The organism is Pseudomonas sp. JS3066 (assembly GCF_036328175.1).
GTDB lineage: Bacteria > Pseudomonadota > Gammaproteobacteria > Pseudomonadales > Pseudomonadaceae > Metapseudomonas.
In genome coordinates, this window is the sequence record NZ_CP143312.1 from 5381931 (window position 1) to 5400837 (window position 18907).

Sequence of the window (18907 nt, forward strand, 5' to 3'; positions counted from 1 at the left end):
TTTGATCGGGTGGAAAAAACCCGGCGCGAACGCCGGGCTGAGCAAGAAACTTAAGGAAGAGCGGCGACGACTGTCATTTCTACCAGTACATCGGGCGAGTACATCTTCGCCTCGACGCAGGCACGGGCCGGAGCGGCGCCTTTAGGCACCCACGCATCCCACACCGCGTTCATCGCGGCATAGTCCGCCGCCATGTCCCTCAGGTAGATGGTCACCGACAGGATGCGGCTCTTGTCGGTACCGGCTTCGTCCAGCATCGCGTCGATCGCGGCCAGGGTTTCGCGAGTCTGCTGGCCGACGCCCGCGCTGTGCTTCTCATCCAATTGGCCAGCCAGGTAGACCGTGCCGTTGTGGATGACGATTTCGCTGTAACGGGTTTCAGTGCGCAGGCGCTGGATTGGCATTGCTCGGGGTCTCTTTGGAATTGCCGTAGCGGAAGATATCCAGGCCTTCTGCGCTGATCTCCGGACGCTTGCGCGCCATCAGGTCAGCCAGCAGGCGGCCGGAACCGCAGGCCATGGTCCAACCCAGGGTGCCGTGCCCGGTGTTGAGGAACAGGTTGCGGAACGGAGTGGCACCCACGATCGGCGTGCCGTCCGGGGTCGCCGGGCGCAGGCCGGTCCAGAAAACTGCCTGGGACAGATCGCCGCCTTCCGGGTAGAGGTCGGCAGTAATCATCTCCAGGGTGTCGCGGCGAGCCGGATTCAGGTCCAGGTTGAAGCCGGTGATCTCGGCCATGCCGCCCACGCGGATGCGGTTGTCGAAGCGAGTGATGGCGACCTTGTAGGTCTCGTCGAGAATCGTCGAGGTCGGAGCCATGGCCGGATTGGTGATCGGCACGGTCAGCGAATACCCCTTGAGCGGATAGACCGGCGCCTTGATGCCCAGCGGCTTGAGCATTTGCGGGGTATAGCTGCCCAGCGCCAACACGTAGCGGTCTGCGGTTTCCAGCTTGCCATCGATCCACACGCCGTTGATGCGGTCACCAGCGAAGTCCAGGCGCTCGATGTTCTGACCGAAGCGGAATTCCACGCCCAGCTTCTCCGCCATCTCGGCGAGGCGGGTGGTGAACATCTGGCAGTCGCCGGTCTGGTCGTTGGGCAGGCGCAGGGCGCCGGCCAGCTTGTGCTTGACGTTGGCCAGGGCCGGTTCGACGCGGGCGATGGCATCACGATCCAACAGTTCGTAGGGCACACCGGACGCTTCGAGTACGGCGATGTCCTTGGCGGCAGCATCGACCTGAGCCTGGGTGCGGAACAGTTGGGTGGTACCGAGCGCACGGCCTTCATAGCTGATGCCGGTTTCAGCGCGGAGTTCGTCGAGGCAATCGCGGCTGTACTCGGACAGACGCACCATGCGCTCCTTGTTCACCGCATAGCGGGCGGCGGTGCAGTTGCGCAGCATCTGCGTCATCCACAGGTACTGATCGATGTCGCTGGTGGTACGGATGGCCAGCGGCGCGTGCTGCTGCAGCATCCATTTGACGGCCTTCAGCGGCACGCCGGGCGCCGCCCAAGGCGATGCATAACCGGGGGAAACCTGGCCAGCGTTGGCGAAGCTGGTTTCCATGGCCACGGCGTTCTGGCGGTCGACCACGACCACCTCGAACCCTGCTTGGGCCAGGTAATAGGCGCTTGTCGTACCGATCACGCCACTGCCAAGGACCATTACTCGCATGTCTGTCTCCATTCGCAACGGGGATTCCGCTGCGTTTGTTATTTTGAGCGTCGTTGGCGCGAAGTATATGGAGACAAACCCAGTGATATTCACTATATAGATAGGGATATTTGGCGATAATTCTCGGCAGAATACGCTTCAACAGAGGGGCATCCACCATGCGCACCCAGCACCAATCCCGTCGTGAACTGGACAAGATAGACCGGAATATTTTACGAATCCTGCAGGAAGACGGCCGGATCTCCTTCACCGAGCTGGGCGAGCGCGTGGGGCTGTCTACTACGCCCTGCACCGAGCGTGTGCGCCGCCTGGAGCGCGAGGGCATCATCCTCGGCTACAACGCCCGCCTGAACCCGCAGCACCTCAAGGCAAGCCTGTTGGTATTCGTCGAGATCAGCCTGGACTACAAGTCCGGCGACACCTTCGAAGACTTTCGCCGCGCCGTCCTCAAGCTTCCCCATGTGCTGGAATGCCACCTGGTCTCGGGTGACTTCGACTATCTGGTGAAAGCGCGGATCAACGAGATGGCCTCCTACCGCAAGCTGCTCGGAGACATCCTGCTGAAACTGCCCCACGTGCGCGAATCCAAGTCCTACATCGTCATGGAAGAAGTGAAAGAGTCACTGAACCTGCCGATTCCCGACTGATTTGTTACGAGCGTTCCGAACCCCTTGGCATAGCTCGGGGGTTCGCCTTATCCTGCCCGGGCGTCAAATTTTCCAAACAATAAAATCAGGATTTCGCACATGAACGCCCGCGTTCGCATCCCGGTGCACACCGAACAGCACGCCCCTTCCTATTACGCAGCGACCGCCAACCGGCGCATCGAGCACCCGCCCCTGGTGGGAGAGGAGGTGGCCGATGTGTGCATTGTCGGTGGCGGTTTCTCCGGGCTGAACACGGCGATCGAACTGGCCAAGCGCGGTCGTTCCGTGGTGCTGCTGGAAGCCAGGCAGATCGGCTGGGGCGCCAGCGGACGCAATGGCGGGCAATTGATCCGCGGCGTTGGCCATGGTGTCGAGCAGTTCGAGTCGGTGATCGGCGCCGAGGGCGTGCGTTCGCTCAAGCTGATGGGCCTGGAAGCGGTGGAGATCGTTCGCCGCCGTGTCGCGGAGTTCTCCATCGATTGCGACCTGACCTGGGGTTACTGCGATCTGGCCAACAAGCCACGCGACCTCGCGGGTTTCGCCGAAGACATGGAAGAGCTGAAAGGCCTCGGCTATCGCCACGAAATGCGCCTGCTGCAAGCCCATGAGATGCGCAGCGTGGTCGGCTCGGACCGCTACGTTGGCGGCCTTGTCGACATGGGTTCCGGCCACCTGCATCCGCTGAACCTCGCCCTGGGCGAGGCCGCTGCCGCACATTCCCTTGGCGTGCGCCTGTTTGAGCATTCCGCCGTCACCCGGATCGACTACGGCCCCGAGGTGAAGGTGCATACCGCCCGGGGACACGTCCGCGCCAAGACCCTGGTACTGGGCTGCAACGCGTACATGAATGACCTCAACTCCACCCTCGGTGGCAAGGTGCTCCCCGCCGGCAGCTACGTGATCGCCACCGAGCCGCTGTCCGCCGATCTTGCCCATCAACTGTTGCCGCAGAACATGGCGGTCTGCGACCAACGCGTGGCACTGGATTACTACCGCCTTTCCGCTGACAACCGCCTGCTGTTCGGCGGTGCTTGCCACTATTCGGGGCGCGACCCGGCGGACATCGCCGCTTACATGCGACCGAAGATGCTCAAGGTATTCCCGCAACTGGAGAACCTGCGTATCGACTACCACTGGGGCGGCATGATCGGCATCGGCGCCAACCGTCTACCGCAGATCGGCAAGCTGCCCGACCAGCCCAATGTCTACTTCGCCCAGGCCTATTCCGGTCACGGCGTGAACGCCACTCACCTGGCCGGACAGTTGCTGGCAGAGGCCATCTGCGGCGAACAGAGCAACGGTTTCGACATCTTCTCCAGAGTGCCGCACATCACTTTCCCGGGTGGTCGCCATCTGCGTTCACCGCTGCTGGCCCTCGGCATGCTCTGGTACCGGATGAAGGAAGCCGTGGGGATCGCCTGATCCCACTGCATCAATCAGGCTTGGCCCGAACTGCGAACCCCATCAATTGGCCGTTCCGCCGCGATGGGTTTCGCTTTGCTCTGCCTCATCCGGATTTCAGTCGGGAACAGCCTCGGCGCCGTCCTCGAACAATTCGCGGGTCCAGGCCAACCAGACGAAACCCGCTGCGCCCAAGGCCATCATCAGCGGCAGTGCGTGGCCACTTATCCACTGGCTTGCCGCACCGGTTACCAGTGGCCCGATCAGGCAGCCGATCCCCCAGAGCTGCGCGATATGGGCGTTGGCTCGCACCAGCTCGTCATCCCGATAGCGTTCGCCGATCAGGATCAGCGCCAGGGTAAAGAGCCCACCCGCGCTGGCCCCGAACAGCACCCAGATCGGCCAGATCAGCGGCGTATGCAGCAGAATCGGAATGGCCAGGCTGCTCGCCAGCAGCGTGACGCCGCAGGCACGAAACAGACTGAGGCGGGACATGCGGTCTGCCAGCCAGCCGATGGGGAGCTGCAGGGCGGCATCACCCACGACCACCACACTGGCCATCAACAAGGCCACTTCCTGGGTGAACCCCTGGCGCAGGCCATAGATCGGCAACAAGGTCAGCATCATCGCTTCGAAGGCGGCGAACAGCACGACCGCCCAGGCGATGGTCGGCAAGCGTGCACAGAAGGACCAGAGACCGCGCCCCGAAGCGCTATGGGCGTCGACACTGGGCGCGCCAGTACGGCCGAGCAGCAGCAGGGAACCACCGACCAGCAGACCGGTGCCGGTCCAGAAGCCGAGGTCATTGCCAGTACCGAGTGCCGTGAGCAGCAGCGGGCCAGACAATTGGCTCAGGGCGTAGCCGGTGCCATAAAGGGCAACCAGGCGGCCGCGCCACTCTTCCACTGCCAGTTGGTTGATCCAGCTTTCACCGAGGATGAACACCACGGTCAGGGCAACACCGATCAACAACCGTAGCAACAGCCAGACCGGATAAACCTGAACCAGCGCCAGTAAGCCCACGGACAATGCGCCCACCAGCAGGCAGAGCTGCATCAGGGTCGTAGTGCCGAAGCGGGCGGCCAAGCGTCCAGCGATCACCGCTCCAAGTAGAACACCTACCGCCGGGGTCGCCGCCATGACACCAATGGCAAAGCTGCCGTAGCCCCAGCTCTCCAGCCGCAAAGAGACAAGCGGCATGGTCACACCCAAGGCGAGGCCGATGCTGATGACCGCACCGCAAACGGCGAAATAGGTTCCCCAACGCATTGCCAATGTCCTCCCTTTCCGTGTGGGGCAAAGCAAAAACGGCCGGGTTCCATCGCTGGAAACCCGGCCGCAGGCGTGGCTCGAAGAGCCGGCCCCCGAATGATGGGGGCGGACCTCAGTTGGAACTTAGAGCTTGATCCAGGTGGATTTCAGCTCGGTGTACTTGTCGAAGGCGTGTAGCGACTTGTCGCGACCGTTGCCGGACTGCTTGAAGCCGCCGAAGGGCGCGGTCATGTCGCCGCCGTCGTACTGGTTGATCCAGACGCTGCCGGCGCGCAGGGCCTTGCCGACAAGGTGGGCGCGGGACAGGTTGTTGGTCCACACCGCCGCGGCCAGGCCGTAGATGGTGTCGTTGGCGATGGCGACCGCTTCTTCTTCGCTGTCGAAGGCGATGACCGAGAGCACCGGGCCAAAGATTTCTTCCTTGGCGATGCGCATAGCGTTGTCCACGCCGTCGAAGATGGTCGGCTCGACGTAGGTGCCGCCGGTTTCTTCCAGCACACGCTTGCCGCCAGCAACCAGCTTGGCGCCGTCATCATGGCCAGCCTGAATGTAGGACAAGACGTTGTTCATCTGGGTGGTGTCCACCAGGGCGCCGACGTTGGTCGCCGGGTCCAGCGGGTTGCCTGGCTTCCAGGCCTTGATCGCCTCGACCACCATCGGCACGAACTTGTCCTTGATGGAGCGCTCTACCAGCAGGCGCGAACCCGCGGTGCAGACTTCGCCCTGGTTAAAGGCGATGGCGCCGGCAGCGGCTTCGGCGGCGGCCTGCAGGTCAGGGGCGTCGGCGAAGACGATGTTCGGGCTCTTGCCGCCGGCTTCCAGCCAGACGCGTTTCATGTTGGATTCGCCAGCGTAGATCATCAGTTGCTTGGCGATCTTGGTGGAGCCAGTGAACACCAGGGTGTCGACATCCATGTGCAGGGCCAAGGCCTTGCCCACGGTGTGGCCGAAGCCCGGCAGCACGTTCAGCACGCCAGCCGGGATACCGGCCTCGATGGCCAGCTGGGCCAGGCGAATGGCGGTCAACGGCGACTTTTCAGACGGCTTGAGCACCAGCGAGTTGCCGGTGGACAGGGCCGGGCCGAGCTTCCAGCAGGTCATCAGCAGGGGGAAGTTCCACGGCACGATCGCAGCGACCACGCCCACCGGCTCGCGGGTTACCAGACCCAGCTCGTTGTGCGGGGTGGCAGCGACTTCGTCGTAGATCTTGTCGATGGCCTCACCGCTCCAGCGGATGGCGCGGGATGCGGACGGGACGTCAACGCTCAGGGAGTCGCTGATCGGCTTACCCATGTCCAGGGTTTCCAGCAGGGCCAGCTCTTCGGCGTGGGCATCGATCAGGTCGGCGAAGCGAATCATCACTTCCTTGCGCTTGACCGGCGCCAGACGCGACCACACACCGGACTCGAACACGGCGCGGGCATCTTTCACGGCCAGCTCGGCATCAGCCAGATCACAGCTGGCTACTTTGCCCAACAGACGACCATCGACCGGGCTGATGCAATCGAAGGTCTCGCCGGAAACGGCGGTGGTGTATTCGCCATGGATGAAGGCGCGGGTCTCGATCTGCACGGACTTGGCGCGTTGTTCCCAGTCTGCACGGGTCAGGGTGGTCATCGGAGCTTTCCTCTTATTAGAAGAGTGCCGCCAGCTCAGGCATGCACTGTCAAAAATTCTGCAAGGCCGACCTATATCTGGCCATCTTCGCAACCCTAAACCAGAGAGCCCAGCCTTTTCAATATATTTTACAGTTGCCGGCCAAACAGCCTTGTCATGTTCGTTATATTAAACATAGACTCCGGCAAAATCACTACAACACCACACCTTGCCTTCTCTGGTGGTCACAATGACAAACGCCTACGCGCCTCAACCGGACAGAATATCCAACAGTCTTGATGATTTCTGGATGCCCTTCACCGCCAACCGTCAGTTCAAGGCCAAGCCGCGCCTGCTGGAAAGCGCCGAAGGGATGTACTTCACCAGCACCAATGGCCGCCAGGTCCTCGACGGTACTGCCGGGCTCTGGTGTTGCAACGCCGGCCACGGACGCCGCGAAATCACCGAGGCGGTGAGCAAACAGATTGCCAAGCTGGATTTCGCACCGACTTTCCAGATGGGACACCCCCTGCCCTTCGAACTGGCTGAACGCCTGGCCGATATCGCCCCCAAAGGTCTCAACAAGGTGTTCTTCACCAACTCCGGCTCGGAGTCGGCGGATACCGCACTGAAGATCGCCCTGGCCTACCAGCGCGCCATCGGCCAGGGTACCCGCACCCGCTTGATCGGCCGCGAGCTGGGCTACCACGGCGTCGGATTCGGCGGCATTTCTGTCGGTGGCATGGTCAACAACCGCAAGGCCTTCCCTGCCCTGCTGCCGAACGTCGATCACCTGCCGCACACCCTGGACATCCAGCGCAATGCCTTCAGCCGGGGCCTGCCGGAATTCGGTATCGAGAAGGCCGACGAACTGGAGCGCCTGGTGACCCTGCATGGCGCCGAGAACATCGCCGCGGTGATCGTCGAACCCATGTCCGGTTCGGCCGGCGTGATCCTGCCGCCGGTGGGCTACCTGCAACGCCTGCGCGAGATCACTCGTAAGCACGGCATCCTGCTGATCTTCGACGAAGTCATCACAGGCTTCGGTCGTGTCGGGCAAGCCTTCGCCGCCCAGCGCTGGGGCGTTACCCCGGACATCATCACCTGCGCCAAGGGCCTGACCAATGGCGCCATTCCCATGGGCGCGGTGTTCGTCGCCGAGACTATTTACCAAGCCTTCATGCAAGGTCCGGAAAGTGCCATCGAGTTCTTCCACGGCTATACCTATTCCGGCCATCCGGTGGCCTGCGCCGCCGCCCTGGCAACCCTGGATATCTACCAGGGCGAGGGCCTGTTCGAGCGCGCTGTCGCGCTGGAAGGCTACTGGCAGGATGCACTGCTCAGCCTGCGAGACCTGCCAAACGTAATCGACATCCGAGCCGTCGGCCTGGTCGGAAGCGTACAGCTCGCTCCAGGCGCCGAAGGCGTCGGCAAGCGAGGCTTCCAGGTATTCGAACAGTGCTTCCACGATGACCTGATGGTGCGCGTCACTGGCGACACCATCGCCATGTCGCCGCCGCTGATCGTGGAGAAGGAACAGATCGACATTCTCGTCGGCAAGCTCGCCGACTCCATCCGCAAGGCCGTCTGAACAAGGACCGCAAAATGAACATCCAGCAGATTGTCGACTTCGCCCAGGCCACCACCGCACCGGAGCATTACCGCCCGGCCCCCGAGAAGATCCTCAAGGGAGACCCGGAGCAGAGCGTGCGCAACCACTACGGCAGCCCATGCGGCCAGTTCAACGTGGGGATCTGGGAAGGCGCCGCGGGTCACTGGACGGTGAGCTACAGCGAGCACGAATACTGCGAGATTCTCCAGGGCGTGTCGGTGATCCGCGATGCGGACGGCAACGCCAAGACCGTTCGGGCTGGCGACCGCTTCGTCATCCCGGCCGGCTTTTCCGGTACCTGGGAAGTCCTTGAGCCCTGCCGCAAGGTCTACGTGATCTTCGAGCAGGCCGCCCGCTAAACCTGCCTTATCCGATGTCACCCTTCAGCCCGCCTAGTGCGGGCTTTTTTATGGCCGCGGTAGAAGCTCCCCGCTGGGCGGCTTGAGTGGAGCGCCACCGGGCCCGTCCTGTGGTTCTTGCCTGGCAGCTAAATTCCGGGCATGAAAAAGCCCGCACAAGGCGGGCTTTCTCGACAAGGGCCGGATCAATTACTTGATCTTGGCTTCCTTGTACATCACATGCTTACGCACGACCGGATCGAATTTCTTGATTTCGATCTTGTCGGGAGTAGTGCGCTTGTTCTTGTCGGTGGTGTAGAAGTGGCCGGTACCGGCGCTGGACACCAAACGGATCAGTTCACGCATGATTAGCTCCTTAAACCTTTTCGCCGCGGGCGCGCAGTTCAGACAGAACTACGTCGATGCCGCGCTTGTCGATTACACGCATGCCCTTGGCGGAAACGCGCAGACGTACAAAGCGCTTCTCGGACTCGACCCAGAAGCGATGGTGCTGCAGGTTCGGCAGGAAACGACGACGGGTTTTGTTGTTTGCGTGGGAAATGTTGTTCCCAGTAGCCGGACCCTTACCGGTTACTTGACAGACTCTCGACATGACTCAGCCCTCTAAACCACATGCCCAACCCGGCATGGGTTGGCCGCTTGAACTCTCACATTTTGGGCGCTTGAACGCCCGTCTCGTCGGGGTCTTACCGGCCGCATATTGACTGCGAAAGACCGGGCCCCCAGAAAAGAGCGCTGCTTTATATCAGAAAGACCCTAGTGCAGCAAGGGACGTAGCGATTTACCCACAGGCTCGGGAATGCCGCAATCATACCCGTGCCGCCGCACCAAGGGGGCTCCGACGAGGCGACCGCTCGTCGCCACCACCAATTGTTAGCTGACCTGGCTTGGTCTAGGGTAAGGCCTTTGGCCCTTCGCGGGCCCACCCGCCCATGCAAAGGAGCTTGCCATGCGTTTCGCCGCCCTCCCGCTGCTTTTCGTCCCGCTGTTCGCCCAGGCCGCCACGTTGAGCGTCTGCACCGAGGCCAGTCCCGAGGGGTTCGACGTGGTGCAGTACAACTCCCTGACCACCACCAACGCGTCGGCCGACGTGCTGATGAACCGCCTGGTGGAGTTCGACGCGCAGGACAGCAAGCTGGTGCCAGGCCTGGCCGAACGCTGGGACGTCTCCGCCGACGGATTGACTTACACCTTCCAGCTACGCAGGAACGTGGCCTTCCACTCGACCGACTACTTCAAGCCGAGCCGCCCGCTGGCAGCCGATGACGTGGTGTTCAGCTTCCAGCGCATGCTCGACCCGAGCAATCCCTGGCACAAGGTCGCCCAGAGCGGCTTCCCCCATGCCCAGTCCATGCAGCTGCCTGGCCTGATCAAGAGCATCGACAAGCTGGGCGACCAGCAGGTCCGATTCACCCTCAACAAGCCGGACGCCACCTTCCTGGCCACCCTGAGCATGGGCTTCGCCTCCATCTATTCGGCCGAGTATGCCGACCAGTTGATGAACGCGGGGACGCCCGAGAAGCTCAACGCCCAACCTATTGGCACCGGCCCGTTCGTCTTCCGCCGGTTCCAGAAGGACGCCGCCGTGCGCTACGCAGCCAACCCTGATTACTTCGGTGGCAAGCCGGGTATCGACGGACTGGTCTTCGCCATCACCCCGGACGCCAACGTACGCCTGCAGAAGCTGCGTCGCGGCGAATGTCAGGTCGCCCTTTCACCCAAGCCCCTGGATGTGAATTCAGCAGCCAGCGACAAGAACATCAAGGTGATCCAGACCCCCGCATTCATGACCGCCTTCGTCGGCATCAACAGCCAGCATCCGCCGCTGGACAAGGCCGAAGTCCGCCAGGCGATCAACCTCGCCTTCGACAAGCCGAGCTATATCAAGGCCGTATTCGAAGGCAGCGCCACCGCAGCCGATGGTCCGTACCCGCCGAACACCTGGAGCTACGCCAAGGACCTGCCGGCCTACCCTAACGACCTGCAGAAAGCGAAGGCGCTGCTTGCCGAGGCGGGTCTGAAGGATGGATTCAAGACCACCATCTGGACCCGTCCCTCCGGCAGCCTGCTCAACCCAAACCCCAGCCTGGGCGCCCAACTCCTGCAGGCCGACCTGGCCAAGGTGGGCATTCAGGCCGAGATCCGCGTGATCGAATGGGGCGAGTTGATCCGCCGCGCCAAGGCGGGCGAACACGATCTGCTGTTCATGGGCTGGGCTGGCGACAACGGTGACCCGGACAATTTCCTCACCCCACAGTTTTCCTGCGCCTCGGTTCAATCCGGGCTCAACTTCGCGCGTTACTGCAATGCCGAGCTCGACAAGCTGATCGCCGACGGCAAGAGCCATACCGACCTGACTGAGCGCACCAGCCTCTATACAAAGGCACAGCAGATCATCCGCGAGCAGGCACTCTGGCTGCCCCTCGCCCACCCCACGGCCTTCGCCCTGACCCGCGCAAACGTCGATGGCTATCAGGTCAGTCCCTTTGGCCGACAGGACTTCTCAAAGGTGAAGCTGGACTAGATCCAGCCCCACTCCGCCATCGACAGTGGCTCGCCATCGCCAACGATGAAGTGGTCGAGCACTCGCACATCGATCAGCGCCAGCGCTTCCTTGAGGCGCCGAGTCAGTTGACGATCCGCTTCGCTGGGCTCGGCGACACCTGAAGGATGGTTGTGGCTGAGGATCAAGGCCGCCGCGTTGTGCGCCAGGGCCCGCTTGACCACCTGGCGGGGGTAGACACTGGCGCCATCGATGGTGCCGTGGAACAACACTTCGAAAGCCAGCACCCGGTGCCTGGCATCGAGGAACAGGCACGCGAACTGCTCGTGATGCGAATGGCGCAGCTGCGCCTTGAGGAAATCGCGCACCGCCTGGGGACTTTCCAATACAGAGTCGCGGCGCAGCCCCTCGGCCAAGTGGCGGCGGGCCATTTCCAGGACGGCCTGCAACTGGGCGAACTTGGCCGGCCCCAGACCAAGGTGCTGACTGAACTCCTGCAGCTCGGACTCCAGTAACGCGCGCAGGCTGCCAAAGTCGTTCAACAGATGGCGCGCCAGGTCGACGGCACTGCGGCCAGCCACCCCGGTACGCAGGAAAATGGCAAGGAGCTCGGCGTCGCTCAGGGCCGCCGCGCCCAGTTCAAGAAGTTTCTCCCGCGGACGTTCCGCCGCGGGCCAATTGCGGATGCTCATGACACCTCCATGGTTGAGCCGCGCCGCTGTTCCAGTGCGGTCGCTGTGCTATCTTAACCCACCTTTTTTGCGCGGCGATCGGCCTGGGGAGGCGCCTTCGCCGCTGCACATCTTCAACCTCATAAAGGCAGGCCTATGCAGCGGCTCTATCGGAAACGCATCCTTCTGGGCGTGGGCGGCGGTATTGCCGCCTACAAGAGCGCTGAACTGGTTCGCCGACTGCGCGACCAGGGCGCCGAGGTCCGCGTGGTAATGACCCAGGGCGGCCGCGAGTTCATCACCCCGCTGACCCTCCAGGCCCTCTCCGGGCATCCCGTCCACCTCGAGCTGCTCGACTCCGCTGCCGAAGCGGCCATGGGGCACATCGAGCTCGCTCGCTGGGCCGACCTGGTGCTGATCGCACCGGCCACTGCCGATCTGATGGCACGCCTGGCACAGGGTGTCGCGGACGACCTGTTGACCACCCTGGTGCTCGCCACCGATGCGCCCGTTGCCCTGGCTCCCGCGATGAACCAGGCCATGTGGCGCGACCCGGCCACCCAAGCCAATCTGGAACTCCTCGCCAAGCGCGGGCTACGACTGTTCGGCCCTGCTGCCGGCAGCCAGGCCTGTGGCGATATTGGCCTGGGCCGCATGCTCGAAGCCGAGGAACTGGCCCAGCGCGCCGCCGATTGCTTCGAACATCGGGCACTTACCGGGCGCCATGTGCTGATTACAGCCGGTCCGACCCAGGAGAACATCGACCCGGTGCGCTATATCACCAACCACAGCTCCGGCAAGATGGGCTTCGCCCTCGCCGAGGCCGCTGTGGAAGCCGGCGCCAAGGTGACCCTGATCACAGGTCCGGTGCACCTGCCCACGCCGGACCGGGTCAACCGCATCGACGTCGTCAGCGCCCGCGACATGCTCGCTGCCTGCGAAGCGGCCATGCCCTGCGACCTGCTGATCGCCGCCGCCGCCGTGGCTGATTACCGCCCGGAAGTGGTTGCACAGCACAAAATGAAAAAAGACCCGACCAGTGGCGAAGGCCTGCTGCTGCAGCTGGTGCGCAACCCCGATATCCTCGCGACGCTCGCCGGCCGCACCGACCGCCCATTCAGCGTGGGCTTCGCCGCCGAGACCGAGAACCTGCTCGAGTACGCTTCGCGAAAACTCAAGGACAAGAACCTCGACCTGATCGTCGCCAATGACGTGGCCAACCCAAGCATTGGCTTCAACAGTGAGGAAAACGCCATCACGGTCATCGACCGCGACCTGGCCCAATCCAGCTTCGCCCAGACCAGCAAGGGCAAGATCGCCCGCCAGCTGATCGCCTTCATCGCCGACCGCCTCAACCAGGCCTGAGACTCCATGCACTCACTGCAAGCCAAGATCCTCGATTCCCGTCTCGGCAGCGAATTCCCGCTGCCGCAATATGCCACCCCAGGCTCCGCCGGCCTCGACCTGCGCGCCATGCTCAAGGAAGAAGTGATCCTAGAGCCGGGCCAGACAATCCTCATTCCCACCGGCCTGTCGATTCACATCGCCGACCCAGGCCTGGCCGCGCTGGTCCTGCCGCGCTCCGGCCTTGGCCACAAGCATGGCGTGGTCCTCGGGAACCTGGTAGGCCTGATCGACTCCGACTACCAGGGCGAGCTGATGGTGTCCTGCTGGAACCGCGGCCAGACTGCCTTCCACATCGCCATTGGTGAACGCATCGCCCAGCTGGTACTGGTGCCCGTGGTCCAGGCGCACTTCGAACTTGTCGACGAGTTCCACGAAAGCGAACGTGGCGCCGGCGGCTTCGGTCACACCGGCAGCCACTGATAGAACCACACCAGGACGAACCGCCCAGGAGACGTTCAGTGAAACTCTTCAAGCGCAGTAGCAAGGACGCCACCACTCACGGAGTGGCCAGCCGGCCGACCGACTCCAGGCACCCCCGCAAAGGCTCTGGCAACCTGCTCCCCGGCGCGCTCGCCGCACTGACAGGCGTCGCCGCCGCTGGCGCCCTGCTCTGGCTCGGAGTCCTCGGTCCTGCCGAGCAGAGCCGAGTCGACCAGCTCGGCCAGGCCTGGGGCAGCAGCCAGGCAGCCACCCTGCGCCAGGCGATCGTCCAGTTGCAGGCGGATACTAATGCCGCCGCCCAAGACCCCGGCCTGATCGACGCCCTCAACAGTGGCGACGCCGGACAGTGGCTCGCTGCCGAACGCAGGCTGGGTTATCGCGACGGGGTGATCGATGCCCACCTCAACCTGCCCGGGCAGGCCCAACAGAACAGTCAACGTGCCGCGCCAATGAACTTTGCCGCACTCGACATGCTGCGGCGCCTGGAAAGCGGCCAGCAACCCAGCCCGGAAGCCTACAAGGTGGGTGATCGCTGGCTCGTCTACAGCGCCGCACCGCTGCGCCTGAATGAACAGAGCGTGTCCCAGGGCACACTGCTGCTGGTGTTCGACCTGGACCGACTGCTGCGCAGCCTGCCGTCGATATCGTCGGATATCGGTCAGCTGCAACTGATCCAGCAGTTCAGCAACGCTCCGGCCCAGGTCCTCGCACAGCGCGGCCAGGCCGACGGTGCCACTCCCATCGCCCTGGACAGCGGCAACCCTAACTGGAAGCTCAGTTTCACACCTGGACAGGCCCTGACTCAGACCAACCTTTCTCCCTTGCTACTGGCGCTGGCCGCCCTGCTCGCCCTCGGCGGTGCAGTCCTCGGACTGAAGCTCAGCCAGGGCGCCCTGCAACGCAAGCTGCGCGACGACGCCGAGCAGCTCAATCAGCTGCTGCAAGAACTCTCGAACGGCAAGAGCGTCAAACCCTTAAGTCTGCGCCTGCCAGCGCTGGACAGCCTGGCCCAGGCGCTCGCGCGCCAACCCAGGCGCAAACCCGAGCCGGCGCCGGAGAATGGCCTGGTCCAGGCGCCCGCCGGCGACCACGTTGCGACGGCATCCGCCCGGCCGGCCGAATCGGCCGACCCACGTTTCCAAGATACCGACATTCTCGATATCGACATCCTCGACGAAGACCAGGACCTCCTGGGATTGGAGCAAGCCCCCGCCATGACCAGCATCGAACAGATCGCTCCCCCTCTGCCCGCCAGCATTTTCCGCGCCTATGACATCCGCGGCGTGGTCGGCGACACCCTCACCACAGAGACCGCCTACTGGGTAGGTCGCGCCATCGGGTCCGAGAGCCTGGCCCGTGGCGAACCCAACGTTTCCGTAGGCCGCGACGGTCGCCTGTCCGGCCCCGAACTGGTCCAGGCGCTGATCCAGGGCCTGATGGACTGCGGCTGCCAGGTCACCGACGTCGGCATGGTGCCGACTCCGGCGCTCTACTATGCCGCCAACGTACTGGCCGGCAAATCCGGCGTGATGCTCACCGGCAGCCACAACCCGCCGGACTACAACGGCTTCAAGATCATGGTGGCCGGCGAAACCCTGGCCAACGAGCAGATCACCGCCCTGCATACCCGCATCCAGAACAACGATCTGGCCAGTGGCGTCGGCAGCATTGAAGCGATCGACGTGCTGGACCGTTACTTCCGTGAAATCCGTGACGACATCGCCCTGGCCAAGCCCATGCGCGTCGTCGTCGACTGCGGCAACGGCGTAGCCGGCGTGATCGCCCCGCAACTGATCGAGGCCCTGGGCTGCACCGTGATCCCGCTGTTCTGCGACGTCGACGGCACCTTCCCGAACCACCACCCGGACCCGGGCAAGCCCGAGAACCTGGAAGACCTGATCGCCAAGGTGAAGGAAGAGAAAGCCGACCTGGGCCTGGCCTTCGACGGCGACGGCGACCGCGTTGGCGTGGTGACAAACGAAGGCACCATCATCTACCCGGACCGCCTGCTGATGCTGTTCGCCAAGGACGTGGTATCGCGCAATCCGGGCGCCGACATCATTTTCGACGTCAAGTGCACCCGCCGCCTGACCTCTCTCATCAGCGGTTATGGCGGCCGTCCGGTGATGTGGAAAACCGGCCACTCGCTGATCAAGAAGAAGATGAAGGAAACCGGCGCCCTGCTGGCCGGCGAAATGAGCGGCCACATCTTCTTCAAGGAGCGCTGGTACGGCTTCGACGACGGCATCTACAGCGCCGCCCGTCTGCTGGAAATCCTCAGTCAGGACAAGCGTGATGCGGAACATGTGTTCTCGGCCTTCCCGAAAGACGTCTCCACTCCGGAAATCAACATCACCGTCACCGATGAGACCAAGTTCCTCCTGATCGAGCGCCTGCAACGCGAGGCCAATTGGGGCGAAGCCAACCTCACCACCCTCGATGGCGTGCGTGTCGATTATCCGAAGGGCTGGGGCCTGTGCCGCGCCTCCAACACGACTCCCGTGCTGGTGCTGCGCTTCGAGGCCGACACCGAGGAAGAGCTGGAACGCATCAAGCAGGTGTTCCGCAGCCAGCTCACCCTCATCGCCCCTGAACTCAACCTGCCGTTCTGATCTGTTTCACTGGAGCCCAGCATGACCCTCAGCCTTGACGCTGCTTCCCACGTCGCCCAGGTCCTGTCCGAAGCGCTGCCTTATATCCGCCGCTTCGTCGGCAAGACCCTGGTGGTCAAGTACGGCGGCAACGCCATGGAGAGCGACGAGCTGAAGGCCAGCTTCGCCCGCGACGTGGTGCTGATGAAGGCTGTCGGCATCAACCCCGTGGTAGTGCACGGCGGTGGCCCGCAGATCGGTGACCTGCTCAAGCGCCTGTCCATCGAAAGCCACTTCGTCGACGGCATGCGCGTGACCGACGCCCAGACCATGGATGTAGTGGAGATGGTTCTCGGCGGCCAGGTGAACAAGGACATCGTCAACCTGATCAACCGCCACGGCGGCAGTGCCATCGGCCTGACCGGCAAGGACGCCGAGCTGATCCGCGCGAAGAAGCTCACCGTCACCCGCCAGACCCCGGAGATGACCCAGCCAGAGATCATCGACATCGGCCACGTGGGTGAGGTTGCCAGCGTCAATACCGACCTGCTGAACATGCTGGTACAAGGTGACTTCATCCCGGTGATCGCACCGATCGGTGTCGGCGCCAACGGCGAGTCGTACAACATCAACGCCGACCTGGTAGCCGGCAAGGTGGCCGAGGCGCTGAAGGCCGAGAAGCTGATGCTTCTGACCAACATCGCCGGCCTGATGGACAAGCAGGGCCAGGTGCTCACTGGCCTTTCCACCGAGCAGGTCAACGACCTGATCGCCGATGGCACCATCTACGGCGGCATGCTGCCGAAGATCCGCTGCGCCCTGGACGCGGTGCAGGGCGGCGTGAATGCCGCGCACATCATCGACGGTCGTGTGCCCCACGCGGTGCTGCTGGAGATCTTCACCGACAGCGGCGTCGGCACCCTGATCACCAACCGCAAGCGTCACTGAGCGGAGCGAAACCCAGGCAGGCCGGAGTGATCCGGCCTGTTTTATTCAAGGAGCCGGAAATGGCCAGACTGTCCCGCGACGACTTCAGCTACTTCCACGCCTTGCGCGTGCGCTGGGCCGAAGTCGACCCGCAAGGCATCGTCTTCAATGGCAACTACCTGACCTACGCCGATGTCGCCATCACCGAGTATTTCCGAAGCTTGGAAGTGGCCTACCCAGCCGACCTGCTGAAGGACGGCGGCGACTTCTTCGCAGTGAAGACATTGCTCGAGTACCTGGCGCCAGCGCGCTTCGACGACCTGCTGGATATCGGTGTGCGGGTTAGTCGTCTGGGCGGCGCGAGCATGGCCTTCGAGCTGGGCATCTGGCGTGGAAACGATCAACTCACCTCGGGCGAGGTGGTCTACGTGCATGCCGACGCCGACAATCGCAGAAGTCTGCGGCTGCCGGACTGGCTGAGGGAACGGGTGCGGGGTTTCGAGCGGATCGCACCGACCGATTGAGGCAGGTCAGCGAACTCCGCCGAGTAGCTCGGCCAGGCGCGCACGATCAGCTGCGAAAGCAGCCTTGGCGGCTTCGCGGCTTTTCTCGTATCGAGCGATATCCTTGTCTAGCCCTTTCTGCTGGTCGCGCAGGTTGTTGATCTGCTCCACGAGGTGCGCCGGCACTTCACGTCCAGCCCGCTCGCTTTCCGCCGCCTGGCTCTGAAGGTTGGCCTGCTGGGTGCGCAACGACTGCTGGTTGCCTCGGGCGACGCCGATCAGCCCGTCCAGCTCAGCCAACTTGCGAACCAGAGCGCGGTCAACATCCTCAACGCTGGTATACAGACGCAGCAACTGGGCATCGGAGCTGGCCCGGGCCTTGGCGTCCAGCTGACGCTGCATTTCCTCACGGCTGGGCGCAGGCGGAATCACGCGAATGACCCTGCCCTGCTCGTTGAGCACCTCGTAACCCTTGCCGATGTATTCCGGTGGTACGCCCTGGCGATCAAGAACGGTCACGCCCTTGTCGTCGACATAGCGATACAGCTCCGCCGCGCCGGCCAGAGCCGGCAGCAGCAGAAACAGCACCACGCTGTAGCGGAATGCAGGCGACGTCAGCATGAGGACTCCCAGCCCCGAATGGTCAGATTCCGAAGTTGGCGCGATAGGTTTCCACGGCTGGCAGGTGCTTCTTCAGTTCCGCGTCACCAGTCAGGTACTCCAGTACCTGCTCCAGGGACACGATGCTGACAACCGGCATGCCGAAGTCGCGCTCTACTTCCTGTATAGCCGAGAGTTCGCCCTGACCGCGCTCCTGGCGATTCAATGCGATCAACACACCGGCTGCCTGGGCGCCCTGGGCCTGGATGATCTGCATCACTTCACGGATCGCAGTGCCGGCGGTGATCACGTCATCGATGATCAGCACGCGACCGGCAAGCTGTGCACCGACCAGGCTGCCGCCTTCGCCATGATCCTTGGCTTCCTTGCGATTGAAGCACCACGGGATGTCGATCTGGTGATGTTCAGCCAGCGCCACCGCAGTGGCAGCTGCCAACGGAATGCCCTTGTAGGCCGGGCCGAACAGCACATCGAAAGGAATGCCGCTGTCGACCACCGCAGCCGCATAGAATCGACCGAGCTGGGCGAGGGCCAGGCCGCTGTTGAACAGACCAGCATTGAAGAAGTAGGGACTGGTACGACCAGACTTGAGAGTGAACTCACCGAAACGCAGAACTCCGCGCTCGATGGCAAAGCGAATGAAATCGCGCTGATACGCCTGCATGAAAAGCCTCGGACG

Annotated in this window: 19 protein-coding genes; 10 read left to right on the forward strand and 9 right to left on the reverse strand. The window is 63.2% G+C overall.

Annotated elements, in window-relative coordinates; all coding sequences use genetic code 11:
* Positions 1–50 precede the first annotated feature (50 nt).
* Positions 51–404 carry a RidA family protein gene (locus SA496_RS25245; protein WP_120653950.1) on the reverse strand — a complete coding sequence of 118 codons (354 nt, stop codon included), beginning with the start codon at positions 402–404 and terminating at the stop codon, positions 51–53.
* Positions 379–1677 (reverse strand): D-amino acid dehydrogenase, encoded by a 1299-nt coding sequence (gene dadA, locus SA496_RS25250; RefSeq protein ID WP_120653949.1) that lies wholly within the window; start codon positions 1675–1677, stop codon positions 379–381. The genes SA496_RS25245 and dadA overlap by 26 nt, the downstream gene beginning before the upstream one ends.
* A 158-nt stretch (positions 1678–1835) precedes the next feature.
* Here dadA and SA496_RS25255 point away from each other — a divergent pair, with 158 nt between their 5' ends.
* Both SA496_RS25255 and SA496_RS25260 read left to right on the forward strand, forming a co-directional pair.
* Positions 1836–2324, forward strand: a complete 489-nt coding sequence (locus SA496_RS25255) for an Lrp/AsnC ligand binding domain-containing protein (RefSeq protein WP_016495366.1) — start codon at positions 1836–1838, stop codon at positions 2322–2324.
* 99 nt (positions 2325–2423) lie between these two features.
* A complete protein-coding gene (locus tag SA496_RS25260; protein ID WP_153919087.1) occupies positions 2424–3746 on the forward strand; it encodes an NAD(P)/FAD-dependent oxidoreductase in 1323 nt (440 codons plus the stop codon).
* Positions 3747–3842: 96 nt separating this feature from the next.
* Here the strand turns inward: SA496_RS25260 and SA496_RS25265 are convergent, their stop codons facing one another.
* Both SA496_RS25265 and SA496_RS25270 read right to left on the reverse strand, forming a co-directional pair.
* Positions 3843–4994, reverse strand: coding sequence for an MFS transporter (locus tag SA496_RS25265; RefSeq protein WP_120653947.1), 1152 nt, complete (start codon positions 4992–4994; stop codon positions 3843–3845).
* A gap of 126 nt (positions 4995–5120) precedes the next feature.
* Positions 5121–6614 (reverse strand): aldehyde dehydrogenase, encoded by a 1494-nt coding sequence (locus tag SA496_RS25270; RefSeq protein ID WP_120653946.1) that lies wholly within the window; start codon positions 6612–6614, stop codon positions 5121–5123.
* 229 nt (positions 6615–6843) lie between these two features.
* Here SA496_RS25270 and SA496_RS25275 point away from each other — a divergent pair, with 229 nt between their 5' ends.
* Both SA496_RS25275 and SA496_RS25280 read left to right on the forward strand, forming a co-directional pair.
* Positions 6844–8184 carry an aspartate aminotransferase family protein gene (locus SA496_RS25275; protein ID WP_330114663.1) on the forward strand — a complete coding sequence of 447 codons (1341 nt, stop codon included), beginning with the start codon at positions 6844–6846 and terminating at the stop codon, positions 8182–8184.
* A gap of 14 nt (positions 8185–8198) precedes the next feature.
* A complete protein-coding gene (locus SA496_RS25280; RefSeq protein ID WP_330114664.1) occupies positions 8199–8564 on the forward strand; it encodes a cupin domain-containing protein in 366 nt (121 codons plus the stop codon).
* 189 nt (positions 8565–8753) lie between these two features.
* Here the strand turns inward: SA496_RS25280 and rpmG are convergent, their stop codons facing one another.
* On the reverse strand, positions 8754–8909 hold the full coding sequence (rpmG, locus tag SA496_RS25285; RefSeq protein ID WP_003464575.1) for a 50S ribosomal protein L33: 156 nt from the start codon (positions 8907–8909) through the stop codon (positions 8754–8756).
* Between the two features lie 10 nt (positions 8910–8919).
* On the reverse strand, positions 8920–9156 hold the full coding sequence (rpmB, locus tag SA496_RS25290) for a 50S ribosomal protein L28 (protein WP_077525540.1): 237 nt from the start codon (positions 9154–9156) through the stop codon (positions 8920–8922).
* 357 nt (positions 9157–9513) lie between these two features.
* Between rpmB and SA496_RS25295 the strand changes: the two genes are divergently transcribed.
* Complete coding sequence (locus SA496_RS25295; protein ID WP_120653943.1) at positions 9514–11088, forward strand: ABC transporter substrate-binding protein; 1575 nt, start codon at positions 9514–9516, stop codon at positions 11086–11088.
* Here the strand turns inward: SA496_RS25295 and radC are convergent.
* Positions 11085–11759, reverse strand: a complete 675-nt coding sequence (radC, locus tag SA496_RS25300) for a RadC family protein (protein WP_330114665.1) — start codon at positions 11757–11759, stop codon at positions 11085–11087. The two genes, SA496_RS25295 and radC, sit on opposite strands and share 4 nt — an antisense overlap.
* A gap of 135 nt (positions 11760–11894) precedes the next feature.
* Between radC and coaBC the strand changes: the two genes are divergently transcribed.
* The 5 genes from coaBC to SA496_RS25325 all read left to right on the forward strand — a co-directional run bounded on the left by coaBC (position 11895) and on the right by SA496_RS25325 (position 17628).
* Positions 11895–13103 carry a bifunctional phosphopantothenoylcysteine decarboxylase/phosphopantothenate--cysteine ligase CoaBC gene (gene coaBC / locus SA496_RS25305; RefSeq protein ID WP_120653941.1) on the forward strand — a complete coding sequence of 403 codons (1209 nt, stop codon included), beginning with the start codon at positions 11895–11897 and terminating at the stop codon, positions 13101–13103.
* Positions 13104–13109: 6 nt separating this feature from the next.
* Positions 13110–13565, forward strand: coding sequence for a dUTP diphosphatase (gene dut / locus SA496_RS25310; protein ID WP_120653940.1), 456 nt, complete (start codon positions 13110–13112; stop codon positions 13563–13565).
* 1235 nt (positions 13566–14800) lie between these two features.
* Positions 14801–16198 carry a phosphomannomutase/phosphoglucomutase gene (algC, locus tag SA496_RS25315; protein ID WP_218569252.1) on the forward strand — a complete coding sequence of 466 codons (1398 nt, stop codon included), beginning with the start codon at positions 14801–14803 and terminating at the stop codon, positions 16196–16198.
* A 21-nt stretch (positions 16199–16219) separates the two neighbouring features.
* Complete coding sequence (gene argB, locus SA496_RS25320) at positions 16220–17125, forward strand: acetylglutamate kinase (protein WP_120653938.1); 906 nt, start codon at positions 16220–16222, stop codon at positions 17123–17125.
* 59 nt (positions 17126–17184) lie between these two features.
* Positions 17185–17628, forward strand: a complete 444-nt coding sequence (locus SA496_RS25325; protein WP_120653937.1) for an acyl-CoA thioesterase — start codon at positions 17185–17187, stop codon at positions 17626–17628.
* Between the two features lie 6 nt (positions 17629–17634).
* Here SA496_RS25325 and SA496_RS25330 read toward each other — a convergent pair whose 3' ends face one another.
* Together SA496_RS25330 and pyrE are read right to left on the reverse strand one after the other, a co-directional pair.
* Positions 17635–18228 carry a DUF4124 domain-containing protein gene (locus SA496_RS25330; RefSeq protein WP_120653936.1) on the reverse strand — a complete coding sequence of 198 codons (594 nt, stop codon included), beginning with the start codon at positions 18226–18228 and terminating at the stop codon, positions 17635–17637.
* Positions 18229–18250: 22 nt separating this feature from the next.
* On the reverse strand, positions 18251–18892 hold the full coding sequence (pyrE, locus tag SA496_RS25335; RefSeq protein WP_120653935.1) for an orotate phosphoribosyltransferase: 642 nt from the start codon (positions 18890–18892) through the stop codon (positions 18251–18253).
* Between the last annotated feature and the right edge of the window lie 15 nt (positions 18893–18907).